We start from the raw sequence: 21,989 nt of genomic DNA on the forward strand, positions 1-21,989 counted from the left end.
TTAGCAATACTCTTAAGGGCCACTATGAAGTTATCAGAGATTAATCCTGGCGATACGGTGACGATTCGGTTGTTAGATGGTCTTTCATCAGATATCAGAAAGAAACTCATGGTAATGGGGCTGCTTCCCAATACAGAAGTCAAAGTGATTCGACGTGCGCCAATGGGCGATCCTTTACAAGTCGAAGTCCGTGGTGTGTCTGTCGCATTGCGAGAAACAATTGCTCAGAAAATTGAAGTGGAGCGAGTGTAATGCAATATCAAGTGCTAACCGTAGGTAACCCTAATAGTGGTAAAACGACGCTATTTAATGGTTTAACTGGCGCAAAACAGCAAGTTGGTAACTGGGCAGGCGTCACGGTTGAAAAGAAAACGGGACAATTCAAGCATGCTGGGGATGAGTTTTTGCTCACTGACCTTCCGGGTATTTACTCATTAGACAGTGGTAATGATAGTAATAGTATTGATGAATCCATCGCATCGCGTGCGGTCCTAACTCATCCTGCTGATCTCATTATTAACGTGGTGGATGCTACAAGTTTAGAGCGCAGCTTATATATGACGCTGCAACTTCGCGAACTTGGTCGCCCTATGATTGTTGTCCTCAACAAGATGGATGCGCTAAAGCGTGAACGTCAGATGATTAACGTTGCAGAGCTTGAGAAAACGTTAGGTTGTCCGGTTGTCTGTTTATCTGCAACCGATAAAACTCAAGTGGCAGAGTTTAAAGAAAAGCTCCATAAATCCATCGTTCAAGGAGTGCCACTTAAGGAATTGTCTTTGCATTACGGTGAGAAGATGGAGTCGGCAATTCAAACGGTTTCCGCACTTTTTAACGACCAAACCGTCGCTCATCGTGCACTAGCGATTCGTGCGCTTGAAAAAGACACAATGGTGCTCAATAGTCTTTCTGATATTGATAGAAGCAAAGTCTTGGAAGTCATTACGACGTTAGATTTGGATATCGATTTGCATGTCGCGGATACTAAGTACACGCATCTGCATGAACAGTGTAAAAAAGTTCGCCGAAGCGAAGGCAAGTTAAGTCGTAGTGTGACTGAAAGACTCGACCAGTTTATTTTGAACAAGTGGATTGGAATTCCTTTCTTCTTTGTTGTTATGTACCTGATGTTTATGTTCTCGATTAACATCGGTAGTGCATTTATCGACTTTTTTGACATTGGTGTGGGCGCATTGTTGGTTGATGGTGGTCACCACTTGTTAGACGGTCATTTGCCTGTGTGGTTAGTGACGGTTCTTGCTGATGGTATCGGTGGTGGTATCCAGACGGTTGCAACCTTCATTCCGGTTATCGCGTGTTTGTACCTGTTCCTAGCGGTACTTGAGAGCTCAGGTTACATGGCTCGCGCAGCATTCGTACTAGATAAAGTGATGCAGAAGATCGGTCTACCGGGCAAAGCATTTGTACCGTTGGTTCTTGGTTTTGGCTGTAACGTACCGTCAATCATGGCAACTCGTACTCTAGACCAAGAACGTGAGCGTAAACTGGCTGCCTCTATGGCACCATTTATGTCATGTGGTGCTCGTCTGCCTGTATACGCGCTATTCGCTGCGGCATTCTTCCCAGGTTCTGGCCAGAACATTGTATTCGCACTTTACCTACTTGGTATTGTGGCAGCGATCTTCACAGGTCTTTTCCTTAAGCACACGCTTTACCCAGGTAGCAGCGATAGCCTATTGATGGAAATGCCAGATTACGAGCTTCCGACGCTACAAAACGTGGTGATCAAAACTTGGCAAAAGCTAAAGCGCTTTGTACTTGGTGCAGGTAAAACCATCGTTATCGTTGTTGCTATTCTGAGTTTCTTCAACTCATTGGGGACTGATGGCAGTTTTGGTAACGAAGACAGCGAAAACTCTGTGCTTTCTAAAGCAGCGCAAGTTGTGACTCCAGTATTCTCACCAATCGGTGTTCAAGAAGACAACTGGCCAGCGACCGTAGGTATCATTACTGGTATCTTCGCAAAAGAGGCGGTAGTTGGTACGCTGAACAGTCTATACACTACGCCAAGCGACGGTGAAGACGCAGAATTTGATCTAATGGGCAGCCTAGAAGAGGCAGTAATGAGTATCCCTGAAAACCTAGCCGGTTTGAGCTACTCAGATCCACTAGGTATTGAAGTGGGTGACTTAACTGACTCAAATGCCGTTGCAGAAGAGCAAGAAGTCGATGCTTCTATCTTCGGTAACATCAAATCGCAGTTTGCTTCTGGTAATGCCGCATTTGCTTACCTAATCTTTATCCTACTGTACACTCCTTGTGTGGCGGCGATGGGTGCTTACGTACGTGAGTTTGGTCATAAGTTCGCACGCTTTATCGCGGTTTGGACAATGGGCTTGGCTTACCTATGTGCGACGTTCTACAACCAATTGACGCATTTCGCAGATAGCCCAGTAACAAGTGGTATTTGGATGGCTGTGATCGTAGCTATCTTCTTTGGCACATACCGTGTGTTCAAACAAGTTGGTAAGAAACAAAACGGTGCATTAGAGGCGCAAGTAGCATGATTTTAAAAGAGCTTTATCAATACATTGCAGACAAAGGAACCGTCTCCCAGTCAGATCTGGCTAAACAGTTTGGGATGAGTGAAGATGGCGCCGACGCGATGTTAAACGTGTGGATTAAGAAGGGCAAAATTAGCCGCCTAGTCGACACTAATAAAGCTCATGACGTGACTCGTGTTCGCTACTCAGTGACTAAACAAGATGGTTTGTCTCTGACAGTCACCATGTAGCGACTATCAAAATTAGTCACCTAAAAATTATCACGTAAAAACGACAAAGCCGCATCAGCAATGATGCGGCTTTTATTTTGCTGGTTATTGTTTGTGAATACAGCGAAATTAATGTTCTTCAGAGTGTTTAGTCGCGCCTAACTCTAGGAACTTTAAACCAAGACTTAAAACTAAAATCGAAATAGGTAATGTTAAGATCGTCCAATCTAAGCTGTCGAAGTTAATCAGCACGAGCTCTAAGAACTTCACAAACAAGATCACGATGATGACTTCAGCCAAAATGTTTTTTAGATGGCCGATGTTTGGGGTTCTGATCCAATGCAAAACCGACTGCTCTTGTGTTTTCGCTTTAGCTTTATTGGAAATAAATAGTGTGTAGATGCCGTGAGCAAAGATGAACAAAACTAGTGCGACAAGAAACGTATCCAGTGACTTGATCAAATAAGCGATCGCGATGTCTGCTTTATCTAAATGTGCGAGTGCTTCTGGAGGTGTTTGATTGAGAATGAAGACCGCAAATGCCGAATAGGTTTTTGCTGCACCCATAAGAAAAAGCAAGAATGAAGCAGCCATAGAACAGATAATGGCGATCCAGCTGACGTATCGGAATGTGTTGAAGACTTGTTTCATGATGACCCTCTCTAACTGAGCTGGTAGTCTAAACAAGTTTTATTTTAGTGATAATCCCAGAAAAATGAGAAAGATTGTTACAAATACGTATTAATCTTTCTCTGTCTATTTCAGCCGTATTCAAAGGCGAATTATTTTCGCTAGCAGTGCTTATGCTTTTTGGAAAATAGAACTCAGTGACAGCACATTTTTAATGCGACCAAGCAATTCGTTTTGCTCTTCTTCTGTACGGAATTCACCTTTGGTGTTACCCCAAACCGGTCCCGGCCATGCTACGTCATCTTTGAAGCGAGCAATATGGTGAATGTGCAGCTGTGGCACCATATTACCTAGCGCACCAAGGTTTAGCTTGTCTGGACGGAATGTTGCTTCCAGTGCTTGGCTTACCGCTTGAGACTCTAGCAAAAACTGTTGCTGTTCTTGCATTGGCAAGTGGTGAAGCTCTTTTAGGTTTGCACGTTTAGGGACCAAGATAACCCATGGCACGGCGTTATCTTTATGCAGAAGCGCCACACACAGTGGGAAGTGGCCGATAACGGTGGTGTCTTTTGCCAGTTGAGGGTGCAGTTCAAAACTCATTATGTTGTCCGATTTGAATTGAATGACATCAGTATACGCCAGATAAAACAAAAGGTTGACGCTTTCACGTCAACCTTTGTCATCATTTAGCTTGTGCTACTTAAGCTACCTACGTAAAAGCGGATTACATACGCTCTAGAGTATCAATACCTAGTAGAGACAGACCTTGCTTGATGGTCTTCGCTGTTAGCGCAGCTAGTTTCAGACGGCTTTGTTTCACAGCTTCGTCTTCAGCAACTAGGATAGGGCACGCTTCGTAGAAACTAGAGAACTGACCTGCTAGTTCGAATAGGTAGCTACACATGATGTGCGGTTGGCCTTCGCGAGCGACAGATTGAACCGCTTCTTCGAACTGCATAAGTTTAGCAATAAGTGCTTTCTCTTTCTCATCAGTGATTTTGATGTCGCCTTGGAGAGCGTCCATAGCAACACCAGCTTTAGCGAAAATAGAAGCTACGCGAGTGTATGCATATTGCATGTATGGTGCTGTGTTACCTTCAAACGCTAACATGTTGTCCCAATCGAACACGTAGTCAGTCGTACGGTGTTTAGATAAGTCAGAGTATTTAACCGCTGCCATTGCAACTGTTTTAGAGATCTTCTCTTTTTCTTCCGCATCTAGCTCAGGGTTTTTAGATTCGATCAGTTGTGCTGCACGAACTTCTGCTTCATCTAGAAGGTCGGCAAGGCGAACGGTACCACCCGCACGAGTCTTGAATGGCTTACCATCTTTACCAAGCATCATGCCGAACGCGTGGTGCTCAAGAGATACTGACTCTGGCACGTAGCCTGCTTTACGAACAATTGTCCAAGCTTGCATTAGGTGCTGGTGTTGACGTGAGTCGATGAAGTAAAGCACACGGTCTGCGCTTAGCTCTTCATAACGATATTTTGCACATGCGATGTCTGTTGTTGTGTATAGGAAACCGCCATCGCGTTTTTGAACGATAACGCCCATTGGTTCGCCATCTTTGTTCTTGTATTCATCTAGGAATACAACTTGCGCGCCATCATCTTCAACGGCAAGACCTTGTTCTTTTAGGTCTGCAACGATCTTAGGAAGCATGTCGTTGTACATGCTCTCGCCCATCACGTCGTCACGAGTCAGTGACACGTTTAGACGGTCGTAGTTGCGCTGGTTTTGGATCATGGTTACATCAACGAGTTTTTTCCACATTTCTGCACAGTACTCGTCACCGCTTTGCAGTTTCACAACGTAGTTTCGCGCCTTTACTGCGAAGTCTTCATCTTCGTCGTACAGCTTTTTCGATTCGCGGTAGAAGCCTTCAAGGTCCGCAAGTTCCATAGAAACTTCGCCAGACTCTTGTTGTACACGCTCAAGGTTTGCGATAAGCATACCGAACTGAGTACCCCAGTCGCCGATGTGGTTCGCACGGATCACTTTGTGACCTAGGAACTCAAGAGTACGTACTACCGCATCACCGATGATGGTTGAACGTAGGTGACCAACGTGCATTTCTTTAGCAACGTTTGGTGCAGAGTAGTCAGCAACGATAGTTTGAGCTTCGTCTTCTGCAACGCCAAGACGTGAGTCAGCCAGTGCTGCTTCCGCTTGTTTTGCTAGGAACTCTTCGCTTAGGAAAATGTTGATGAAACCAGGGCCAGCGATTTCTGTCTTGCTCGCAATACCATCTAGGTCTAGAACATCCAGTACTTTCTGTGCAAATTCTCGTGGGTTAGTACCCAGTTTTTTAGCAACGCCCATTACGCCGTTTGCTTGGTAGTCACCAAATTGTGGCTTTGCTGATTGGCGTACTGCCGCAGGACTGCCTGCAGGTGCGCCAGCGGCTTCTAGAGCCTGAGATACTTTGTCATTAATAAGTGCTTGGATATTCACACGCGTTTCCTTCAATTCAAGGACGAAGAACTCGGCGAAGTAAGTGCCGAGTTCTGTTGGAGTTCACAAAAATGGGGCTAATGATAACAACTTTATTGCTTTTCATACAGAGAGGAATTGGGGAAATTTATACTTTTTCGATTGAATGGAAATGTGGTTTGGTTTGCGTTTACTATTGCGCTCAGAGTAATGAGATAAATCGCCCCAAAAGAGAACCACAATGACGACTCAACTAGTTGAAAAACGCCTAGCGCCTAAATTGATGATCCAAGATCTGGATGCATTTATGGCGAAGATTGAAGAGCTTGCATCCCTGTTAAAACTGGATCTGAGCTTTGCTCAAGCTGACCATATTGCGCTGCGAATTAATGATACTGAAACAGCAAAAGCCGCGCATGAAGCATGGAATCAATACGGTAAGGTGATTTCACAAGCGAAAATCAACGGTCGCCCGATTATTGTTATTGAATTCGACAAAGCGTTAGAAAGCCGTGGCTGGAAGATAGAGTGTCTGGAACTGCCATACCCTGCGGAAGGCAAAATCTACCCAACTGAAAGCTGGGAACATGTGGAGTTTGTTATTCCGTCTCATACCGAAACTGCAGACGAGTTTCTTGCTGATTTGAAACATACTTACCCAGCGTTTGGGGCGCGTTTTAATGAGTTGGAAGAGCTGGGTGTGAAGATCAAACTGTCGAGCCCGAAAGGGGATGGCGAACGCTTGAACAACCCAACGGTGGCGTTTAAGTACCAAGGCATTTGTATCAAGCTGCACCCGCATTCACTTAAGCGTATTGTGGAGTCTGAGCAGGCGTAAAACGCTAGGGTGAGAATTGCTGAGTTGCGATAGGCAAAAAGGGAGCCGAGGCTCCCTTTCGTAAGCGAATCACTATTTAGCCAGTGACTTGCTTTTTGGGTTGGTAATGGAAAGTTTTTTGCCTTTCAACTCTTCATCTAAAGGCAGTGTAAAAGTTTTGGCAAACGGCATTCGTTTACAATGATCCGCCTTGTCTCTAACGATAGTAATAAGAGCTTCTGTCTGTGAGCTTTGCTCTATTTTTAGGCTAAAATCATCGTTCTTACTGCAGCCGTTAGACTCTGTGATAAATGAAATTTGACTCTCACTTGTCCTATAAGTCTCTACCATCATTGCTTGGTGCTCAGACGTCTGGTTTGTTTGCAGTCCTGCGTTTGCTGAACATGCAGTTAAACTGATAGTGCCCAAACCAAGTAGGAATATCTTGAGTCTATGTTTCATCTCGTTACCTTTTTTTGCGTCGTACGAATGAACCTGCAGCCATTAACACCAGTAGGCCAATAGATAAACTGCCGCCTGAACTAGACTTTTTATTAACGTCGTTACCAGCATCGCCCGTATTATCTGTGCTGACTGACATATTTATGTTGCGAACAAATGCTTGCGCGCTGTAAATGCCACTTGAAAACGGGTGTTGGACGTATTCAAACGTTATCGTATTAGATGCTTTGTAAAGATCGATCTGGATCTCTTTATAATCGAGGAGTTGGTTGGTGCTATCGTAAATTTCACCATTAACTAAGATGAACAAGTAATCAAAACCATCGGACATTACTTTGAGATCCATGGTAAGTTTGCCCTTCGGAAGATCGGTCAAAACCAGCTCAGATACACCAGGATAAGCTCCCATATCCGCTGATTGCAGTTCACCATTTTCAGCCGTCCAAGCGTTTTGACCGGTATAAACATTTGCGTCTGCTAGCGGAATGGCATTACGCACTGATCTGCTTGCTTTATCTACACCTGAATACTCGAAAGTTGTTGTGAGTCTGGACAGTTTCGGATGATCGGTAAAGAGCTCTATCGTTGTTTCTGATCCCGAATAGCTAGGTTGGTAGCCGACGGTAATTTGACAGCTTTGCGAAGGCTTTAAGGTACCAGTACAAGTGCTTTTCTCGATGGTACTTCCGTATGATATTGTGCTTTGGTAGATGTTGAATGGGATAGTATCGTCATTACGAATAGTAAAGGTCTCTTGCTGCGCTTTTCGCTCAACGAAACGAAGATCTCGGTACTTAGTGAAGCTGATAGTATTGCGATGGCTATCTATCCATCCATTGTGTTGAAAATGAGCGACGTTGGCGTAAACACCATAAGCGTTTGGTTGAGCACATCCATCCCCCCAGCTGACCACGCCTAGCAATTTGTTGATACCGTTATCATCAACGATGAGTGGACCGCCGCTATCTCCTTGGCAGCTATCTTTACCTCCCCAATAGTATCCGGCGCAAATACCGTCATCTGATACATTAGAGTAGTTTCCTGGTAGGTTTTGGCAGGTAGCTCGATCTACGTATTCCAAATCTACTTGTTGTAAAACGGTTGGGTATATTCGGTCTGTCGTGGACGTATTTCCCCATCCAGCCACGTGCAACTTGTCTCCTACGCGTACGCTATCTAAAAGTTCTGGCGTTGCCAGGTCAATAGTTGCGCTATCGATATTGCGTTCTAATTCAATAAGAGCGATGTCATTGTTCGTTGTTATGTTGTTATATTCATCATGTGAATAGATATTTTTAATGGCGATGCGCTGTGCTTGAGACTCTCTGTTTTTGTCATAAAGACCAAGAACGATATCCAGATCGTCCGCATTAAGACCTTCCACACAGTGCGCAGCAGTTAATACGTATTTTCCACCTAGGAAACTGCCACCACAAAAGTGACCAATAGATGTAGGTTGTCCTTTACGTACCAGTGAAGCAATAAATTTCCAGTCGGAAGTGTTGGCAGGTTCGCCGCCGATAATGCGAGTGGATACATCATTCTGAACAGGCTCAAGAGTATCTGCGATTGTGGTTGCTGGTAAAGTCAGCCCAATCAGAAAAGCCACTAACGTTTTTTTCATTTTAATTCCGTAATATTAACGTGGTTTATTATAAGGAGGGCAAATGATAAACGGAATCATTCTCTCAGTAAATAGTTGTGGAGAAATGAAAAATTATAACGTATCGGTTTAACTTTGATGGTTAGAATTGGAGGGGGGATCTTCTGAAAAGATGAAACCCGCCAAGTTGGACGGGTTTCACTATCGTTGTAACTAGTACGGAGGGATTACAGGATCACTGTCTTATTCCCATAAACAAAGACGTGGTCATTGATCACTTTATTCAAAGCCTTACTCAATACGTTCTTCTCTACATCGCGTCCCGCTTGCGCCATATCTTGGGCATTGAATGTATGGTCGACAGGAATTACGTCTTGCTTGATGATCGGCCCTTCATCTAAATCATTAGTCACGAAGTGTGCTGTTGCACCGATGATTTTCACACCGCGATCGTAAGCTTGTTGATATGGCTTCGCGCCAATAAAAGCAGGTAAGAAGCTGTGATGAATATTAATGATTTTGTGGTGATATTTCTCAACAAACGTCGGCGTTAATACGCGCATGTATTTAGCTAGCACCAAAAAGTCAGCATCGTATTGATCGATCACTTCTAGCATCTTCTGCTCGTGTTCTTCACGGCTAAGGTTTTCATGGGTCACATGGTGGTAAGGAATGTCGAAGCGTTCAGTGAGAGTTTGCAGTTTGTCGTAATTCCCCACCACAGCGGCGATCTCAACATCTAGGCTTCCATCGTAGGTTTTCATCAGAATATCGCCTAAACAATGCGCTTCTTTTGTGACGAGAATGACGATGCGCTTACGGCGAGAGCCAACCAATTTACGCTTAGCACCTTGCGGGAGAGCTTGGTCCAAGTCGGCAAGAAACGTTTGATCGTTGAAGTACCCCTCCAACTCCGTTCTCATGAAAAAGTGGCCACTGGTATTATCAACAAATTCGTTATTGTGAACGATGTTGAGTTGGTGCTTGTAACAGATATTAGTAATTTTCGAGATGAGACCCGGGGCGTCAGAACAGTGGGTCAACAGTGTTTTCTTTTCCATAAATCAGGTACTTCCATGCATTAATATTTTAGCGTACGAATTTGTTATTATTCCCTGGCGGGTGTAACTGTACTGCCATGTTTCACCATAAATAATCTATTCTTACGTTGGTTTCAACAAAATATCCGCGTGTCGCCGCAAGCTGGTCAGATTGTGGGCTGATGTCACTCCTATTCCTCTGATATACTCTCGATAATTTTTCAAACTCAATACCAAGCATGATCGCAAAAACTTTTTCCTCTGATGGCGCGTTAGGTAAGGCCATTCCTGGCTTTCAAGCTCGTCAGCCACAAATCGATATGGCGGAAGCCGTCAGCAGTGCGATCAAAGATCAAACCCAGTTGGTGGTGGAGGCAGGAACCGGAACCGGTAAGACCTTCGCCTACTTAGTCCCTGCGCTGTTAAGCGGTAAAAAAGTGATCATCAGTACAGGCTCGAAAAACTTGCAAGAGCAGTTGTACCATCGTGACTTACCGCTCATGGTCAATGCGCTTGGTTTTTATGGCCAAGTGGCGTTATTAAAAGGGCGTTCTAATTATCTGTGTTTGGATCGTTTGAGCCGCCAAATGGTCGAAAGCCACACTAATGAATCTGACCCGACGTTATTAACTCAACTGGTTAAAGTGCGTGCTTGGTCATCAGAAACCAAAACAGGTGACCTTGGTGATTGTGATGATCTGCCAGAAGACAGCATGATCATTCCGACTATCACCTCAACCAATGATAACTGTTTAGGTAAAGAATGTCCGAGCTACACTGATTGCTTTGTATTGAAAGCGCGTAAGCGAGCCATGGATTCCGACATTGTTGTAGTGAACCATCACTTGTTTCTTGCTGATTTAGCGATCAAAGAAACAGGATTCGGTGAACTGATTCCAGAAGCCGATGTGTTTATTTTTGATGAAGCTCATCAGTTGCCAGATATTGCGAGCGAATATTTCGGCCAGTCAGTTTCAAGCCGCCAAATTCACGATCTTGCCAAAGACATTGAAATAGCCTATCGCACCGAAGCCAAAGATATGCGTCAATTGCAAAAAGTGGGCGACAAACTCATGCAAAGCGCAATGGACATGCGGATTGTATTGGGTGAGCCAGGCTTTCGTGGCAACTGGCGTGAGGCGTTGCAATCAGGTTCTATTAAGCGAGAATTATTGCGCTTAACTGACAGCCTCGAATTGGCGATTGATGTACTCAAAATAGCCTTAGGGCGCAGTCAATTACTGGATACCGCCTTTGAACGAGCCAATTTGATCAAAGGCCGTATCGACCGGGTATGTGATGTCGATATTACCGGTTACTCATACTGGTACGATACCTCGCCTCGTCATTTCGCTCTGCACATTACGCCTCTTTCTGTCGCGGACAAGTTCCATGAGCAAATAGAGATTAAACAAGGCGCTTGGATTTTCACGTCAGCAACCCTAGCCGTATCGGGCGATTTCAAGCACTTTACTGAGCGCCTTGGCCTCAAGCCTACAAAGCAATTTTCTCTGCCGTCCCCCTTTGATTATCAAAAGCAAGCGCGCCTTTGTGTGCCAAGGTATTTGCCAGAGCCAAACAGTAACGGCTTAGCGGATAAGTTAGTCCGAATGCTTGCTCCGGTGATTGAAGAAAATGATGGTCGCTGCTTCTTTTTATGTACCTCGCACAGCATGATGCGTGAACTAGGTGAGAAGTTCCGAGAAGTACTTGAGCTGCCTGTGTTAATGCAAGGGGAGATGAGTAAGCAGAAAACCTTGGCGGAGTTTATGGAACTGGGTAACGCTTTACTCGTGGCGACGGGCGCTTTCTGGGAAGGGATTGATGTTAGAGGTGATGCGCTGAGCTGTGTTATTATCGACAAATTACCGTTTACCGCCCCTGACGATCCGTTACTCAAAGCCCGTATCGAGGATTGTCGATTACGTGGCGGTGAACCATTTGCTGAAGTACAAATCCCGGATGCAGTGATTACGTTAAAGCAGGGAGTCGGGCGATTAATTCGAGATCAGAAGGATCACGGTGCGTTGATCATTTGTGATAATCGCCTCGTCACGCGAGACTATGGTGGTATTTTCCTCGGAAGTCTACCACCTATCCCAAGGACGCGAGACTTAGATGGAATCAAAGCATTCCTGAAAGCAGAACAATCTGTCACAGACGCAAGTGCTGAGGCATAACCCAATAAATGAGAGTTGTAGAGAGTTAAATGAGCGCAAAAATTCTTGCTATCGATACAGCGACTGAAAACTGTTCAGTTGCGTTGTTGGCTAATGATCAAGTGATTTCACGTAGCGCGGTTGCACCACGCGATCACACCAAAAAAGTACTGCCAATGGTTGATGAAGTACTCAAAGAAGCTGGCCTGACTCTACAAGAGCTGGATGCGTTAGCGTTTGGACGTGGTCCAGGTAGCTTTACTGGCGTTCGTATCGGTATTGGTATCGCACAAGGTTTGGCGTTCGGTGCTGACTTACCTATGATCGGCGTTTCAACGCTGGCTGCAATGGCTCAAGGTAGCTATCGCTTACATGGTGTGACCGATGTCGCTGTGGCTATTGACGCACGTATGGGTGAAGTTTACTGGGCACGTTACACTCGCCAAGCAAACGGTGAGTGGGCAGAGATGGATGCAGAGTGCGTAATTCCACCAGCACGTCTCGTTGAAGAAGCACAAGCAGACGACAAAACGTGGACGACAGCAGGTACTGGTTGGGATGCTTACCAAGAAGTATTAGCAGACCTACCGTTTAATTTGACGCATAGTGACGTTCTGTACCCTGATTCACAAGACATCGTGATTCTTGCTGAACAAGAATTTAAAAAGGGTAATACCGTGCCGGTCGAAGATTCGAGCCCTGTTTATTTACGTGATAATGTGACATGGAAAAAACTTCCTGGTCGCGAATAGTCCGTTTTTCATTAACCTGACAAAAAGCAGGGCGTTTGCCCTGTATTTTTATGGAGTGCTATGGCGTCGATTAATGGCTTGCCTCCTTCTTTGATTCCCGGTGCAAATCGCACTCATAAAGCCAGTCAAAAGAAGCAGGTAAATAAATCACAAACAAAGCAGCCTGTAGGTCAGCCTTCAAAGGTTGCTAACGCCGTGGCGCACTCCATAAAACACGTGGATGAGTCCCAAATTCACCGAGCTCAAGTGCAATATGACCTTCCTGAAGGGGGCGCACGTAAAGCAATGGAGCAGTACATGGATGTCATGAATCGAGCTAAAAAAGAGGAACTGGCTCAATTACTTGGTGTCGATATTTACGTGTGAGATCTCCCCAGCTTGGGGTTACTAATATTGAAAGGTGGTTTATGAAGGTTTTTGGACGGTTTTTTCTCGCATTATTTGCTACGGTTGGTTTGTCTGCGTGTAGCTCTTTGCCAGAGGAGCTAAATGCAAGCACAGAATTGGTCGTTACAGACTATAAAGCGTTTGCTGAGTCTCAGGGGCAAGTGAGTGAAGATGTTCGCCTTGGTGGAATCATCGCTAAAGTGGATAACTTTAAAGATAAAACGCGTCTAGAGATTGTAAACCTTCCTATCAGTAAGTCTGGTAAACCTGATATTGATGAAGAGCCTACGGGGCGTTTTGTCGCCTATTTTGATGGCTATTTAGAGCCTGTCGCCTTTAGTGAAGGCCGTTTGGTGACGGTTGTAGGCAAAGGAGCAGGGGAAGAAGAAGGAAAGATCGGTGAGCACGGTTACATCTTCCCAGTAATTAAGGGGGAAGGGTACCGTTTATGGAAAATTGAAGAACGTGTACGCATGTATGACTCGCCAACCTACTTTTACCCATGTTACTCGATTAACTGCCGCATGTGGCGTAATGATTTCCCGCAAGACGGTAAAGTGATAAAACAGGTCAAATAATCTGCGATGCATGAGCGTCAATTCGAGCTTCCTGCCGGCAAAATGGCAGCCCTTGAGATAGGGAACGAGAAAACGGCTGACTTGTCAGTCGTTTTTCTTCATGGGTGGTTAGATAATGCGGGCAGCTTTAAAGCGCTCATGGAGCAGTTGAATCAACTTAATCCTCACTTACACCTCCTCGCCATCGATCATTTTGGTCACGGTTTATCGAGTCATAAATCTCACGATAATTATTACCCCTTTCACGACTATATTGCCGATTTGTATCAGTTTTTGGACGAATTATCACCAAACAGACTGATATTAGTAGGGCATTCACTTGGTGCTTTAATCGCAAGTTGCTATAGTGCAGCGTTTCCAGAGCAGGTCGAAGCTCTTGTGCAAATTGAGGGAGCAGGACCTCTTCATGAGGATCCTACTAACAGTTTGCCTCGTCTTCGCGATGGCGTTTTAAGTCGAATAAGACAGCAAAACAAGCCAGAGCGAGCCATTGCCTCCTTCGATCTGGCGTTAAAATTACGCATGCAAGCCAACCAATTAACCGCTGAGCAACTTCTACCGATAGTCGAGCGTGGAACAGAGCAGCGAGGAGATAAATGGTATTGGCGGCATGACGCCAAGTTAAAATGTGCGTCGCTTTACCGAATGGCGCAAGCGCATGCTAACTCGATTACCAGCCAAATACGTTGTCCTCATTTGATTGTATTAGGCGATCAAGGATTTCAGAATTTACCATCTAACCAAGCTGATTGGGGAGAGAACCCACCGCAAGTGGTTTCTGTCAAGGGTGGTCATCACTGTCATTTAGAGCAAATACTCGAGGTCGCAACGCGAATTCTTGGTGTAGTTAACAAAATTTAAACAAGTGTTTGAGAGTTGCGTGCTCAAGCACGTTCGCTGTGCTGTAATAGCTTTCAAAATAAAAAGGACGCTATTTTTTAGCCAGTTATAAACGAGGAGTAACATCGTGGATAAACCATGGCTTTCACGTTATCCAAGTGACGTACCTGAAACCATTAATCCAGAGCAATATGAGTCTTTGGTAGAAATGTTTGAACAGTCTGTACAAAAATATGCAGACCAACCAGCATTCATGAACATGGGCTCGGTTATGACCTTCCGTAAATTGGAAGAGCGTAGTCGCGCATTCGCAGCGTATCTGCAAAACGAGTTAAAACTGCAAAAGGGTGACCGTGTTGCTCTGATGATGCCAAACCTACTGCAATACCCAGTGGCGTTGTTTGGTATTTTGCGTGCAGGTTGTATCGCCGTAAACGTTAACCCACTTTACACTCCTCGTGAACTTGAACACCAATTGAATGACTCAGGTGCGACGACGATTGTGATTGTGTCTAACTTTGCGAATACGTTAGAACAAATTGTCGATAAAACACCAGTCAAACACGTAGTGTTAACCAGTCTTGGTCAAATGCTGCCACGAGCGAAAGGTACGATTGTCGATTTTGTCGTGAAGTACGTTAAGGGCATGGTGCCTAAGTACGATTTACCTGGTGCAATCTCAATGCGTCAGGCTCTACGTAAAGGTCGTCGTCTACAATACGTTAAACCGTTTATGTCTGGGGATGACATTGCATTCCTGCAATATACGGGGGGGACGACAGGTGTCGCGAAAGGCGCGATTCTGACTCACCGCAACATGATTGCGAACGTTCTACAGGCAAAAGGCGCGTACGGACCGGTTTTATCTCCGGGGCGTGAATTAGTCGTAACAGCATTACCGCTGTATCACGTATTTGCTCTTACCGTAAACTGTCTGCTGTTTGTCGAAATGGGTGGTCGTAACTTACTTATTACCAACCCTAGAGATATTCCAGGGTTCGTGAAAGAGCTACAAAAGCATCCGTTTACTGCGATTACGGGCGTGAATACCTTATTTAATGCATTGGTCAACAATGAAGATTTCCACGAGTTGGATTTCAGTAATCTACGTTTAGCCGTTGGCGGCGGCATGGCAGTGCAGCGCTCAGTGGCAGAAAGATGGCAAAAGACCACGGGTTGCTATTTGCTCGAAGGTTACGGTCTAACAGAGTGTTCTCCGTTGGTGGCGGCATATCCGCATGATCTTGTTGAATACAATGGCTCTATTGGTCTGCCGGTACCATCAACAGAAGTTCGTATCGTGGACGAAGAAGGCAACGCTCTTGCGAATACTGAAACTGGTGAACTTCAAGTTCGTGGTCCTCAGGTTATGCAAGGTTACTGGCAACGACCTGAAGCAACGAAAGATACGATTAACGAAGACGGCTGGCTATCAACTGGCGACATCGTTAAGTTCGATGACGAAGGCTTCCTGCATATCGTTGACCGTAAGAAAGACATGATCTTAGTATCAGGCTTTAATGTTTACCCGAACGAAATTGAAGACGTTGTAGCACTACACGGCAAAGTACTTGAAGTTGCTGCTATTGGTCAGCCGCATGAAGTGTCTGGTGAATTAGTGAAGATTTATGTCGTGAAACGTGATCCGAGCTTGACCAAAGACGAAGTGATCGCGCATTGTCGAGAACACTTAACTGGCTACAAAGTTCCGAAGTTGGTTGAGTTCCGCGAAGACTTACCTAAAACCAATGTCGGTAAGATCTTGCGTCGTGTTTTACGCGAAGAGAATGACGCTGAACTTGCGAAGAAAAGCGCATAAGCCGATTTCGTCGAGTCGAGAGATTTAAAAAATGATAGAATGCCAGCGTTTTGCTGGCATTTTTATAGCGAGAAGTATGTGAACTATCAAATTATTACTAAAAACAAAGACCTAGAAGAGGTTTGCACTCATGCCCGAGAGGCAGACGTAGTGATGCTGGATACCGAATTCGTTCGTATTCGCACTTTCTACCCGCAGTTAGGTCTGATTCAGCTTTTCGATGGTAATCGCCTCTCGCTGATTGATCCGACTGAATTAACGGATATGACGCCGTTTGTAGCGCTATTAAAAGATACTTCTGTGCTAAAAGTGCTGCACGCATGTGGTGAAGATTTAGAAGTTTTCCAAAACGCTTTTGGTTGTACACCATTCCCTATGGTGGATACGCAGCTGATGGCCGCTTTTCTCGGTCACGGCCTATCGACAGGCTTCGCATCGCTGGTGGAAGAATATTTAGGCGTAGAGCTCGACAAAAGTGAATCACGTACCGACTGGATGGCTCGTCCACTGACACAAAAGCAATTAGATTATGCTGCCGCAGATGTTCATTACTTGTTACCGTTATACGAAAAGCTGTTCGATAAGGTGACGCAAGCAGGTTGGTGGGAAGCTGTACAGCAAGAAAGTGATTTACTCGTTTCGAAACGTATTCGCGTAACCAATGAAGAGAATGCCTACCTTGATATTAAGGGCGCTTGGCAATTAAAACCTTCTGAGCTGGCGATTTTAAAGCCATTGGCGACGTGGCGTTATCGTGAAGCAATCAAACGAGATTTAGCGCTGAACTTTATCTTCAAAGAAGGTGATCTATTAACGGTCGCTCGTCTTGGTTTAACGAACTTTAAGAAGATGGAAGCAGAAGATATTGATATCCGAGCGATTAACCGCCATGGCGCGAAGATTGCCGCGATTGTTAAACAAGCGAAGCAAACACCTTCTGAAGAGTATCCTGCGAAAATTGAGCGTTTAATGGACTATCCGGGTTACAAGCAGGTCTTCAAAAATATGAAAGACTTGGTGAAATCGGCTTCGCAGAAGTCTGGTTTAGCCACGGAGTTCCTTGCCTCTAAAAAGCAGATCAATCAGTTGATCAGTTGGGTTTGGAAAAAAGATCGTGACCCAGAAGTGTTGCCTGATTTGATGCAAGGGTGGCGTTTGGATTTACTCGGCGACAAGATGAACAAAGCATTAAAGTAATGAAAGATGAAAAAGGTTGGCCTCGATGCCAACCTTTTTCGTTCTAATTAGAGCATTCGTCTGGCGAGAGAAACTGATTACTTTTCTTCGTCTGGTAGCTTCACATTTAGCTCAAGAACTGAGATATCGTCGTCTTTGTGCTCAAATGTTAAGTCAACCATATTTGGATCAATTGCCACGTACTTGCTGATCACCTTCAAGATGTCTTCTTTTAATTGAGGCAAGTAAGACGGCGCAGGATCATTTTGGCTGCGGCGCTCTGCGACAATGATTTGCAAACGCTCTTTAGCTAGATTCGCAGAAGTTTTCTTCTGTGGACGGAAAAATTCTAATAATGACATGTCTAGCCTCCAAAGAGTCGTTTAAAGAGTCCTTTCTTCTCCTCAGTAAGGAAACGAAATTCAACCTGATTGCCTAATAAGCGATCAACGGTGTCAGAATAAGCCATACCCGCATCGGTGTTATCGTCAAAAGTGACTGGCACACCTTTGTTTGACGCGTTAAGCACGGCTTGGCTTTCTGGAATCACGCCCAGTAGTGGAATATGTAAGATCTCCTCAACGTCTTCAACGCTTAGCATTTCGCCTTGAGTGACGCGAGATGGGTTGTAGCGAGTCAGTAACAGATGCTGTTTTACTGGCTCTAGCCCTTGTTCTGCACGCAGTGACTTAGAATCTAAAATACCGAGAATGCGGTCAGAGTCACGCACAGAAGAGACTTCTGGGTTCGTTGTGACAATGGCTTCATCGGCATAGTACAAGGCCATTAACGCGCCTTGCTCGATACCTGCTGGTGAATCACAAATAATGAAATCAAAGCCCATTTCATCAAGTTCGCCGAATACGCGCTGAACACCATCTTTTGTCAGTGCGTCTTTATCACGAGTTTGAGAAGCAGGAAGAATAAATAGGTTGTCCGTGCGCTTATCTTTGATCAGCGCTTGGTTTAATGTCGCTTCGCCGTTAATGACGTTTACAAAGTCATACACGACGCGGCGCTCACAGCCCATGATTAGATCGAGGTTACGCAAACCGATGTCAAAATCGATCACCGCGGTCTTTTTTCCCTTAAGAGCTAGACCAGAGGCGATGGCTGCGCTTGAAGTGGTTTTACCAACGCCACCTTTACCAGACGTTACTACAATAATGCGTGCCATTTTTTTTCCTTTTTAGATTAAATCGCGAGAACTTCTAAATGTAATGATTCATCGGCTTTACTGATCATTACTTTCTTTTGCCAGTACTCGCTTTCAATTTGATCGCTTAACCAGTAGTCACCCGCAATGGATACCAGTTCTGCTTGTAAATCGTGGCAAATAATACGCGCTTCCTGCTGACCACTTGCTCCTGCAATCGCACGACCTCGAAGTGTGCCATGGATATGAATAGAGCCGTCAGCAATGACTTCAGCACCTGCACTTACGTGCGCTAGCACCACCAAATCACCATCTTTTGCGTAGATCTGTTGTCCTGAGCGGACAGGCGTACGAACTACTTTCGTTGGTGCCATTTTGGCAGGTGCTTGGCTTGGCGATTTGCTCGCCGACATAATGGCGAAGCCAGCTTCGGAAGCAAGGTTTTGTACACGCTTGTCTTTACAGCCCGTTACACCGACCGGAATAAAACCGGCATCTGAGATGCCTTGTTTAAGCTTAGGGAAATCAATGTCGCCTTGTACTTTTGCTATATTGATTACCAAAGGCGCGGATGCAAAAAAAGAAGGTGCTTGAGAAACTTTTTCTTGCAAAAATTCGACAGTCTTTGCGATCTCATTGTCAGAAAGGTGTAAAACTGACAATGTAAAACTGCTACCTTTAAGGTCTGGTGAATGGGTCATCGTGGACTTCTTGCCTTTATTGAAAGAGCGTTGCCTTAAACTAGGTATGTCATGTTATATTTCATCCTTTGACGCAGCAAGTTCTCTCGTGGGCAAATAGGTGAATTAATCTCAAATTTGCTATTAAGTTTGCGAGAATTTGACGTTTTCAACCTAATCCGCACTCAACGCGGCTAAATCAGCATAAAAGGCGTGTCATGCTTTGTTCTATTTATAAAAGCTCGAAAAAAGAAGGTACTTATCTCTATATTCCGAAAAAGGATGATTTTTCACAGGTTCCTGACACCTTAATGCAGATGTTCGGTAAGCCTATCGCTGTCATGACGATTAAACTTGATGGCCGTAAATTGGCACAAGTTGATATCGAAAAAGTGAAGGCTTCATTACAAAATGATGGCTTCTTTCTTCAGGTTCCACCGCCGCCGGAGAACCTATTAGAAAAGTACAAAGAACAAAAAGCCCAGCAGAAAGGCGAATAACGTCATCGTTTTTCATCTGGGATTTCTGCCTTGCTCAAGGAGGGCAATATGAAAAAGATACTGGCTACCATGCTTAGCGTTGGTATGTGTACCTCGGCTTTTGCAAGTAGCGAGGGTTTTGATGAATACTTGAATAAGCTGCGTGCTGAAGCTCGTGATAAAGGTATCTCAGAGCAGGTCATTAGTGCTGCTTTTGCTAATGTTGAGTACAAGCCGCGAGCAGTAAAAGCGGACCGAAACCAACCAGAAAAGAAACTGACATTGGATGAGTACATTCCTCGCGCGGTGCCTGAATGGAAGGTGAAGCAAGCCAGACAACTCTACAAAGAGCATTACACTGAGCTAAAGCGTATAGGCGATGAGTACGGTGTCCACCCGCGCTTTATTGTGGCACTTTGGGGAGTTGAAAGTAACTTTGGTAAGTTTACCGGCAACTTTAAAGTGATTGATGCACTATCCACAATGGCATTTGAAGGCCGTCGTGAAGAGTTTTTCCGTAAAGAGACCATGTCGGCACTGCAGATCCTCGATCAAGGCCATATTGAGCTAGAGAACTTTAAAGGCTCATGGGCTGGTGCGATGGGTCAATGCCAGTTTATGCCAAGCTCTTTCCTTCGTTTTGCTGCTGACGGCAACGGTGATGGTAAAAAAGACATATGGCAATCTGAAGCGGACGTGTTTGCATCAACCGCTAACTATTTGAGCAAGTCTGGTTGGGATGATAAATATACTTGGGGTCGCCAAGTTAAGGTTCCTAAAAATATTGATCGCAGCCTGGAAGGGCGCACGGCTGAAAAAGGCAAATACCTTCAAGAGTGGAGCCAATTAGGTATCACAAAATATGACGGTAGCCCGTTGCCAAAACTGGATGAAGACATCAAAGCATGGTTGATCATGCCGGACGACGAGAATGGTCGTACGTATCTGGTTTACAATAACTACAACGTATTGATGAAGTGGAACCGCTCTTACTACTTCGCACTTGCTGTGAGCCACTTGGCTGACCGCATTAAATACTGATCTGCCACAAACAATTCGGCATCCAGTCTTCAATACAAGGGCTCTTCGGAGCCCTTTGTTTTTTCTATAACCAAATCGAGGTAAAGCGTGTTATCTGAACGTGCCGCACAAATGGTGATTTTCTCCGCTCTTCTTAAACACAAAAGCTTCACAGCTGCTGCAAAGAGCTTAGGCGTGTCGGTGTCTCATGTGAGTAAACAGTTGAGTCAGTTAGAAGCGTCTCTTGGTATCAAGCTTGTTCAACGCACTACGCGAAGCTTTACGCCGACAGAGGCAGGGAAAACCTTTTTTCATCACTGTGAGCAAGTGGTACAAGCGGTGAGCAGCGCCACATTAGAGATGGAAACCCAGCGGGATGAAGTAGCAGGTTTGGTACGTCTTGGGTTGTCGCAATCATTTGGTACCTTACACATTATTCCAGCGATTCAAGAGTTACGCGAACTGTATCCTCAACTTCAAGTGGAAGTACATCTGTTTGACTATAAGGTCGATATGTTAGCCGAAGGGCTCGATTTATGGGTAACCAACAACGAGCATTTGCCTGAAGGTTACATTGCGCAGCGTTTGACGGATTGCCAGTTTGTTGTTGCGGCATCGCCAGATTACTTATTGAAACATGACACGCCAACAGAACCGGATGACCTATCTGCTCACAACTGCCTCATATACAGAAGCTGGGAGCGTGACTATACGGGGTGGGCGTTTACCAAAGATCAGCAAGAATTGAACGTAAAAGTCTCGGGTAACTATTCAGTAGATCTGGCAGAAGCCGTTCGGGATGCGGCTATTGCAGGTTGGGGTATTGCCTACCTTGCCACTTACTTGCTGGGGGATGAGTTTAGAACGGGTAAGTTAATACAGCTGTTACCTGACTGGAAAGCCAGCCAGTCGATGCCGTTTTATGCGGTATACCCAAGCCGCCAGCATATGCCAAAAAAAATATCCGCAGTGATTAACTTTATCAAACAGAAGATCGGCAACCCTTGTCATTGGGACCAACGTTTGGCACCTTACATCTCTATTCCTAAATAACAGGATCAATGACGTTGTAGAACGACACATAAGGTGATTCACTTCACAAAAATTTTTCCTGAACCAGAAACATATTTTCTATATGGAAATAATTAAAATAAGCAAACGTTTATCTTCAATAAATTCAATTGGTTATTTTGTTGGTCAGTTATTGGTCGCTTAAACTT

At 44.8% G+C, this 21,989-nt stretch carries 23 protein-coding genes; 14 read left to right on the forward strand and 9 right to left on the reverse strand.

The genetic code is table 11. From position 1 onward, the window contains the following. Positions 1-24: 24 nt before the first annotated feature. From R7F64_RS15645 to R7F64_RS15655, 3 genes are read left to right on the forward strand one after another with little or no spacing between them, the layout of a single operon-like run. Positions 25-252 carry a FeoA family protein gene (locus R7F64_RS15645; protein WP_005382190.1) on the forward strand — a complete coding sequence of 76 codons (228 nt, stop codon included), beginning with the start codon at positions 25-27 and terminating at the stop codon, positions 250-252. Then, positions 252-2,528: a Fe(2+) transporter permease subunit FeoB gene (gene feoB, locus R7F64_RS15650; RefSeq protein ID WP_025766981.1), complete on the forward strand. Its 2,277-nt coding sequence runs from the start codon at positions 252-254 to the stop codon at positions 2,526-2,528. The genes R7F64_RS15645 and feoB overlap by 1 nt, the downstream gene beginning before the upstream one ends. Then, the gene (locus R7F64_RS15655; RefSeq protein ID WP_005382192.1) at positions 2,525-2,755 is read left to right on the forward strand and encodes a FeoC-like transcriptional regulator; all 231 of its coding nucleotides are present in this window, start codon (positions 2,525-2,527) and stop codon (positions 2,753-2,755) included. Before feoB ends, R7F64_RS15655 begins: the two co-directional genes overlap by 4 nt. A 108-nt stretch (positions 2,756-2,863) precedes the next feature. On the opposite strand, the gene R7F64_RS15660 is transcribed toward R7F64_RS15655, so the two are convergent. From R7F64_RS15660 to argS, 3 genes are all read right to left on the reverse strand, one after another. After that, positions 2,864-3,385, reverse strand: coding sequence for a YqhA family protein (locus R7F64_RS15660; RefSeq protein WP_005382193.1), 522 nt, complete (start codon positions 3,383-3,385; stop codon positions 2,864-2,866). A 150-nt stretch (positions 3,386-3,535) separates the two neighbouring features. After that, the gene (locus tag R7F64_RS15665) at positions 3,536-3,964 is read right to left on the reverse strand and encodes an HIT family protein (protein ID WP_005382194.1); all 429 of its coding nucleotides are present in this window, start codon (positions 3,962-3,964) and stop codon (positions 3,536-3,538) included. 124 nt (positions 3,965-4,088) lie between these two features. Then, positions 4,089-5,822 (reverse strand): arginine--tRNA ligase, encoded by a 1,734-nt coding sequence (gene argS / locus R7F64_RS15670; protein ID WP_054576704.1) that lies wholly within the window; start codon positions 5,820-5,822, stop codon positions 4,089-4,091. Positions 5,823-6,042: 220 nt separating this feature from the next. Between argS and R7F64_RS15675 the strand changes: the two genes are divergently transcribed. Next, positions 6,043-6,639 carry a VOC family protein gene (locus R7F64_RS15675; RefSeq protein ID WP_167415073.1) on the forward strand — a complete coding sequence of 199 codons (597 nt, stop codon included), beginning with the start codon at positions 6,043-6,045 and terminating at the stop codon, positions 6,637-6,639. 72 nt (positions 6,640-6,711) lie between these two features. Here the strand turns inward: R7F64_RS15675 and R7F64_RS15680 are convergent, their stop codons facing one another. The 3 genes from R7F64_RS15680 to purU form a co-directional block, all read right to left on the reverse strand. Further along, on the reverse strand, positions 6,712-7,080 hold the full coding sequence (locus R7F64_RS15680; protein WP_005382200.1) for a hypothetical protein: 369 nt from the start codon (positions 7,078-7,080) through the stop codon (positions 6,712-6,714). 4 nt (positions 7,081-7,084) lie between these two features. Then, positions 7,085-8,704 (reverse strand): S1 family peptidase, encoded by a 1,620-nt coding sequence (locus R7F64_RS15685; RefSeq protein ID WP_005382202.1) that lies wholly within the window; start codon positions 8,702-8,704, stop codon positions 7,085-7,087. A gap of 206 nt (positions 8,705-8,910) precedes the next feature. Continuing rightward, a complete protein-coding gene (gene purU / locus R7F64_RS15690; RefSeq protein ID WP_005382206.1) occupies positions 8,911-9,744 on the reverse strand; it encodes a formyltetrahydrofolate deformylase in 834 nt (277 codons plus the stop codon). A 218-nt stretch (positions 9,745-9,962) separates the two neighbouring features. Between purU and R7F64_RS15695 the strand changes: the two genes are divergently transcribed. The 7 genes from R7F64_RS15695 (at position 9,963) to rnd (ending at position 17,455) form a co-directional block, all read left to right on the forward strand. Next, positions 9,963-11,903: an ATP-dependent DNA helicase gene (locus R7F64_RS15695; RefSeq protein ID WP_005382210.1), complete on the forward strand. Its 1,941-nt coding sequence runs from the start codon at positions 9,963-9,965 to the stop codon at positions 11,901-11,903. Between the two features lie 29 nt (positions 11,904-11,932). Further along, a complete protein-coding gene (gene tsaB / locus R7F64_RS15700) occupies positions 11,933-12,634 on the forward strand; it encodes a tRNA (adenosine(37)-N6)-threonylcarbamoyltransferase complex dimerization subunit type 1 TsaB (RefSeq protein ID WP_017819943.1) in 702 nt (233 codons plus the stop codon). A gap of 60 nt (positions 12,635-12,694) precedes the next feature. Further along, the gene (locus R7F64_RS15705; RefSeq protein ID WP_017819942.1) at positions 12,695-13,000 is read left to right on the forward strand and encodes a hypothetical protein; all 306 of its coding nucleotides are present in this window, start codon (positions 12,695-12,697) and stop codon (positions 12,998-13,000) included. 41 nt (positions 13,001-13,041) lie between these two features. Then, positions 13,042-13,599 carry a Slp family lipoprotein gene (locus tag R7F64_RS15710; RefSeq protein ID WP_005382214.1) on the forward strand — a complete coding sequence of 186 codons (558 nt, stop codon included), beginning with the start codon at positions 13,042-13,044 and terminating at the stop codon, positions 13,597-13,599. Between the two features lie 6 nt (positions 13,600-13,605). After that, complete coding sequence (locus R7F64_RS15715) at positions 13,606-14,460, forward strand: alpha/beta fold hydrolase (protein WP_005382215.1); 855 nt, start codon at positions 13,606-13,608, stop codon at positions 14,458-14,460. 106 nt (positions 14,461-14,566) lie between these two features. Continuing rightward, entirely contained in the window at positions 14,567-16,258 is a 1,692-nt protein-coding gene (fadD, locus tag R7F64_RS15720) for a long-chain-fatty-acid--CoA ligase FadD (protein ID WP_005382216.1), read from the forward strand. A gap of 78 nt (positions 16,259-16,336) precedes the next feature. Beyond that, entirely contained in the window at positions 16,337-17,455 is a 1,119-nt protein-coding gene (gene rnd, locus R7F64_RS15725) for a ribonuclease D (RefSeq protein ID WP_031777213.1), read from the forward strand. Between the two features lie 77 nt (positions 17,456-17,532). Here rnd and minE read toward each other — a convergent pair whose 3' ends face one another. From minE to minC, 3 genes are read right to left on the reverse strand one after another with little or no spacing between them, the layout of a single operon-like run. After that, a complete protein-coding gene (gene minE, locus R7F64_RS15730) occupies positions 17,533-17,796 on the reverse strand; it encodes a cell division topological specificity factor MinE (RefSeq protein ID WP_005388332.1) in 264 nt (87 codons plus the stop codon). Between the two features lie 2 nt (positions 17,797-17,798). Next, positions 17,799-18,611, reverse strand: coding sequence for a septum site-determining protein MinD (minD, locus tag R7F64_RS15735; protein WP_005388331.1), 813 nt, complete (start codon positions 18,609-18,611; stop codon positions 17,799-17,801). 17 nt (positions 18,612-18,628) lie between these two features. Beyond that, on the reverse strand, positions 18,629-19,291 hold the full coding sequence (minC, locus tag R7F64_RS15740; RefSeq protein ID WP_005382304.1) for a septum site-determining protein MinC: 663 nt from the start codon (positions 19,289-19,291) through the stop codon (positions 18,629-18,631). 197 nt (positions 19,292-19,488) lie between these two features. On the opposite strand from minC, the gene R7F64_RS15745 reads away from it, so the two are divergent. The 3 genes from R7F64_RS15745 (at position 19,489) to R7F64_RS15755 (ending at position 21,822) form a co-directional block, all read left to right on the forward strand. After that, positions 19,489-19,770, forward strand: coding sequence for a YcgL domain-containing protein (locus R7F64_RS15745; RefSeq protein ID WP_005382303.1), 282 nt, complete (start codon positions 19,489-19,491; stop codon positions 19,768-19,770). 48 nt (positions 19,771-19,818) lie between these two features. Then, positions 19,819-20,790, forward strand: coding sequence for a lytic transglycosylase domain-containing protein (locus R7F64_RS15750; protein ID WP_005388330.1), 972 nt, complete (start codon positions 19,819-19,821; stop codon positions 20,788-20,790). Between the two features lie 87 nt (positions 20,791-20,877). Further along, complete coding sequence (locus R7F64_RS15755; RefSeq protein ID WP_017634801.1) at positions 20,878-21,822, forward strand: LysR family transcriptional regulator; 945 nt, start codon at positions 20,878-20,880, stop codon at positions 21,820-21,822. Positions 21,823-21,989 lie beyond the last annotated feature (167 nt).

It is taken from the genome of Vibrio sp. Vb1980, assembly GCF_033338615.1.
Taxonomy (GTDB): Bacteria; Pseudomonadota; Gammaproteobacteria; order Enterobacterales; family Vibrionaceae; genus Vibrio; species Vibrio alginolyticus.